4 protein-coding genes and 1 pseudogene are annotated in these 4,557 nt (G+C 66.5%); 4 read left to right on the top strand and 1 reads right to left on the bottom strand.

All coding sequences use genetic code 11. The features are described 5' to 3' along the window. Positions 1-258, top strand: a 258-nt coding sequence (locus RKP46_RS17585; protein WP_311107827.1) for a TolC family protein, incomplete at its 5' end; no start/stop codon positions are given. A gap of 68 nt (positions 259-326) precedes the next feature. On the opposite strand, the gene RKP46_RS17580 is transcribed toward RKP46_RS17585, so the two are convergent. Then, entirely contained in the window at positions 327-1,058 is a 732-nt protein-coding gene (locus RKP46_RS17580; RefSeq protein WP_311107826.1) for a discoidin domain-containing protein, read from the bottom strand. Between the two features lie 354 nt (positions 1,059-1,412). Between RKP46_RS17580 and RKP46_RS17575 the strand changes: the two genes are divergently transcribed. From RKP46_RS17575 to RKP46_RS17565, 3 genes and pseudogenes are all read left to right on the top strand, one after another. Continuing rightward, on the top strand, positions 1,413-3,515 hold the full coding sequence (locus RKP46_RS17575) for an amidohydrolase family protein (RefSeq protein WP_311107825.1): 2,103 nt from the start codon (positions 1,413-1,415) through the stop codon (positions 3,513-3,515). After that, complete coding sequence (locus RKP46_RS17570) at positions 3,512-4,135, top strand: phosphatase PAP2 family protein (RefSeq protein WP_311107824.1); 624 nt, start codon at positions 3,512-3,514, stop codon at positions 4,133-4,135. Before RKP46_RS17575 ends, RKP46_RS17570 begins: the two co-directional genes overlap by 4 nt. Next, positions 4,129-4,557 (top strand): annotated as a pseudogene (locus RKP46_RS17565) (hypothetical protein); the annotation flags it as partial. The gene RKP46_RS17570 and the pseudogene RKP46_RS17565, both read left to right, overlap by 7 nt.

Below are 4,557 nucleotides of genomic sequence, written 5' to 3'. Positions count from 1 at the left end.
GACCGGATCGGCGCGTATCAAAAGGCGGTCGAGGCCAGCCGCGTGGCCAGCGAAGGTACGAAGCGCGGCATGGCCGCAGGCATCCGCACGAACACCGACGTGCTCGACGCCGAGCGGCAGATGTTCGTTGCCCAGCGTGACCTTGCCCAGGCGCGCTACGAGTTTCTCGTCGGCAGTCTGCGCCTCAAGCTTGCCGCAGGAGTCCTCGCCGAGAAGGATATCGCCGAGATCGAAAAACTCCTTCGGCCCGACGAGTAAGCCCGCCCGTCGAGCGAGCGCCGCCATGCGCACATGGCGGCGCCGACGCGCTCGCGAGCAAGTGCAGGCTAGACCTGCCGCCGTCCCCGCCGGCGCAACGATGCGGCCAGCAAAGCCGAGGCCAGACCGAAGAGGGCAAGATTGTCCGGCTCGGGCAGCGCATTCGCCGTGCCCCCGGAACCACTGCCCGTACCGCTGCCGGAAGAACCGCTCCCCGTCGTTCCCGAATTGCTCGGCAGATGACCGTCAACGACCAGTTCGAAGAGGTAGCCCCAATGCGGAGAACCCGCGTTGACCGAGTAGCGAAGATAACGCCCCTGCAGGTCGGCGGCCAGGTTACCCAGGCTGGTGGCATAGACGGCTCCCCAGTCGTCGCTGCGGCTGGCCGTACCGGACGCTCCGGTGTAGCTGAGGTTTGCTTCGGGGTGATATCCGCCGACCGCGATGCTTGACCAACTGGCACCGTCGCCGCTCACGCTCAGGGTGAATGGGTCGTAAGTGTTGAGCCAGGCGTACAGCTCGACGCGGTCGAGGACGTAGCTCTGGCCGAAATCAACCTGCACCCAGCCCCCGTAGAAACCTGAATTCCACGCATTCAAGCCGGTATTGCCGGTCTGTCCCCAGTCGCCATCCAGGATGTTGGTATGGTCGTACGCGTTCGCCGGGTTGTTGGTGCAGCCCAGGTAGCAGTGCGAAGCACTCGTCGTCAGACCGGAGTGCGTAATGATCAGCGCCTGTGCGGGAGCGGCAACGACGCCTGCCAATACCGGCAGCAAAGTGTGAAGAAGCTTGCGCAGCATTTCTTGAGGTCCCTCCAGTTTATTCAGCCGACGCTGCAAAGCAAGATTGGTGCCAAAAAAACGGACTGCGCATAATACCAGCCGCTTGTGCCAGCATGCCGAGGGCAAGCAGCGTGACCGGTGTAAGAAATGTCGACAGAGCCTGGCGCACGAGCCCGCTCGCAGGGTCGCCGGCGCCACCTTTGCGGAGGCGGTTCGCCGCGCGCAGTCGCGTGTGAAGACACAGCTCGCCGGCCGTGTCGAAACTGCTTGCACCGTCCGCAGGTCTTGGCAACAATAGCCGACGCGTCGGCCCGACGCTTGGCTTTTCGCCCACCCCGCGCCGGTTGGCTGCGCAGACTGGACCCTCGATCGGTGCTTGACCTGGTCATCGATAACGCGCTGGTATTCGACGGCGTCGGGCACCCGCCCGAACGACTTTCCGTCGGCATTCGCGACGGGCTGATCGAACAAGTGGCAAGCCGCATCGATCAACCCGCGCGGCGCCGGATCGATGCGACCGGGCTCTGGCTCACGCCAGGCTTCGTTGACATCCACACGCACTACGACCTCGAAGTCGAAATCAACCCGGGGCTGGGCGAGTCGGTCCGGCACGGCGTAACCACCGTGCTGATGGGTAACTGCAGCCTGTCGGTCGCCTGCGGCGAACCGGCCGACCTGGCAAGCATCTTTCAGCGCGTCGAAACGCTGCCGGCGGAACTGATCGAGTGCTGGTTGCGCCAGGGCAGGAGCTGGCAGTCGTTCGCCGAGTATCTGGCGCACCTCGAGCAGTTGCCGCTCGGGCCCAATGTCGCCGCCCTGCTCGGCCATAGCGCGCTGCGCGTACAGGTCATGGGACTGGCGCGCAGTGTCGGCGGGCTGGCACGGGCCGACGAGATTGCCGCCATGCGGGCGCTGGCCGCCGAGGGAATCGACGCCGGCTTTTGTGGCCTGTCGGTTGACATGGTGCATTGGCACAAAGTCGGCGGCGTCTGGGCGGGTCGCGCGCTCCCCTCGCACCACGCCGACTATGACGAGTACGCGGCGCTTGCCGAAGCGTGTCGCGAACGCGATGCCGTTTTCCAGGTGACGCCGAATCCGGAACGCTCCTCCTCGGTGTGGAACATTCTCAAGCTCGGCGCCGCTTCGTTCAGCCGCCCTCCCTTGCGCATGACCTTGCTCTCCGCGCTCGATCTCGATACGCAACCAGCGCTGTGGCGCATCTACGCGCCTTTTCTGTGGGCGTACAACAAGCTGGCCGGCAACAACCTGCGCATGCAGACGCTCGCCGAGCCCTTCACGATCGTCTCCGCCGGGCCGCTCACCCCGCTCTTCGAGGAGTTCGCCACCGGCGTCGAGCTGAACAATCTGCGCGAGGCGCGAGAACGGCGAGCGCTCTGGCAGCGCCCCGGCTTTCGCCAGCGTTTCGCGTCCGACTGGCAGCGCCCGGGCATGAAGACCTTCCATCGCGATTTTTCGCGCATCGTCATCGTCCAGGCGCCGACCAGCGAATGGCAGGGACGCAGCGTCGCCGAGGTCGCCGCAGCCGCACACCGGCCGCCGATCGAAGTGTTCATCGACCTCCTGGCGAGCGCCGACGAGGACTTCGTCTGGGTCGCCTCGAGCGCCAACAACCGACGGTCGATCCGTCATGCGCTGATGGCGCAGCGCTACATCCTGCCCGGATTTACCGACGCCGGCGCACACTGCCGCAATCTCGCCTATTACGACGGTGCGATCTCGCTGCTCCGGCAGGCGGTGCAGACGGGCTTCCTGTCGCCCGAACGCGCGATTGCCCGCGTCACCGGCGAACCCGCTGCCTGGCTTAACCTGGACGCCGGGGTCGTCGCTCCCGGCCGGCGGGCCGATATCGTCCTGCTCGATCCGGCCGCGCTACGCACCCCCCGACCCGAACCGCTGCTGGTGAACGACCCGGCGCTCGCCGGTGCGCTGCGCATGGTCAACCGCGAGACCCGGCCGCCGGTGTGCGCGGTCTTCGTGAACGGCCAGCAGCTCGTCGCCGACGGGCAGCCGCTTCCGGTGCTCGGCCGCTGCAAGGCTGGGCGCCTGCTCGCCCGGCGTTCGCCGATCCGCGGCCTGCCCGCTGTCCGCCAGCGCTACCGCAACCGCATCGACGATCTCAATTTCGACCACGGCTTGACCGACTACTGGGACATCTTCGTCATGAAGCACCGCCGCTGGCCGAACATCCGGCTGCACGTGCTCGCCGTGTTCATCATGTACGGCTCGGCCGCGCTCGCCGCCGCGACGCTCGATTACTGGTGGCTGCTCGGCGTCCCGCTGTCGAACGTGCTCGGACAATTTGGCCACGCACGCTTCGAAGCAACGCACGTCGACGGCCGCGACGCGCTCTTTTCCTGGCGCGCCCTGCTCGCCTTGACCCGCCTGGCGCTGCTTGTTGTGTGCGGCCGTTACCGCGGCGAGATCGCTCGCGTTCAGTCGCTCGTCCGCCGATGAGCCGCGGTCTGGCGCGTCTGCCCCGGATCACGCGCGCCAACGTCGGCCGGGCGTTGCTCGTCGGCTATCTCTGTTTCCTGGTCCTTTATCTCGGCAGCTTCCATCTGTCGCACCAGCGGGCCAGCGTGCTTGCGCCCAGCGCCCTCGATCTCTACATCCCGGAATCGGCGGCGAGCATCTGGGTCTACCTGAGCCAGTTCATCCTGCTCCCCGCCACGCTGCTCAGCGAAGCCGACGAACAGCGCCTGACGCGCGCCTACTACGCGATGCTCGGCGCGACCATCACCAGCGCGCTCGTTTTTCTCATCTGGCCGACGACCGTCGGGCAGACGATGAGCGCCGGCGAAACCTCACTGGCGATCGTCTGGCGCTGGCTCTACTTCTTCGACGTACCGGGCAACTGCTTCCCGTCGCTGCACGTCGCGCTCTCGCTGATCGCCTGTTCGCTGCTCGCTCGACGCGGAACGCTGTGGCGCGTGCTGGCGCCCGTCTGGTGGCTGGCGATCGCGCTGTCCACGCTGACCACGCGCCAGCACCGCCTGCTCGATGTCGCTGGCGGCTTTGCCGTCGGCTGCCTCGCCTGGCTGATCACGCGGCAACTGGCGCTGCGCCGATGCTGACTTGCGAAATCCGCGCCCGCTCGGCGCTCGACGCGGCAACGACGACGCAGATGTACGCGCTGTTCGAGCGCCATTACGCAGCGACGACGCACAGCCGCTTCGTGCACGACCTGGCGGCGAAGGACTGGGTTCTGCTGCTGCGCGACGACGACGGGACGATCAGGGGCTTCTCGACGCTGCAGGTCTACCAGCGCGAGCATGCCGCGACGCGCTGCCGGATTCTCTTCTCCGGCGACACGGTGATCGAGCGCGATTACTGGGGCGAGCAGGAACTGGCTTTCAACTGGTTGCGTCTGGCCGGACGCCTGCACGGCGAGCAGCCCGAACTGCGCCACTTCTGGTTCCTGATTTCGAAGGGGCCAAGAACCTTCCGCTATCTGCCCGCCTTCGCCTGCCGTTTTTACCCGAGCTGGAGCGAAGCC

Origin of the sequence: Accumulibacter sp., assembly GCF_031732815.1 — a bacterium.
Lineage (GTDB): Bacteria > Pseudomonadota > Gammaproteobacteria > Burkholderiales > Rhodocyclaceae > Accumulibacter.
Note: the sequence above shows the minus strand (reverse complement) of the source record. Positions and strands in the feature narration are given on the sequence as shown.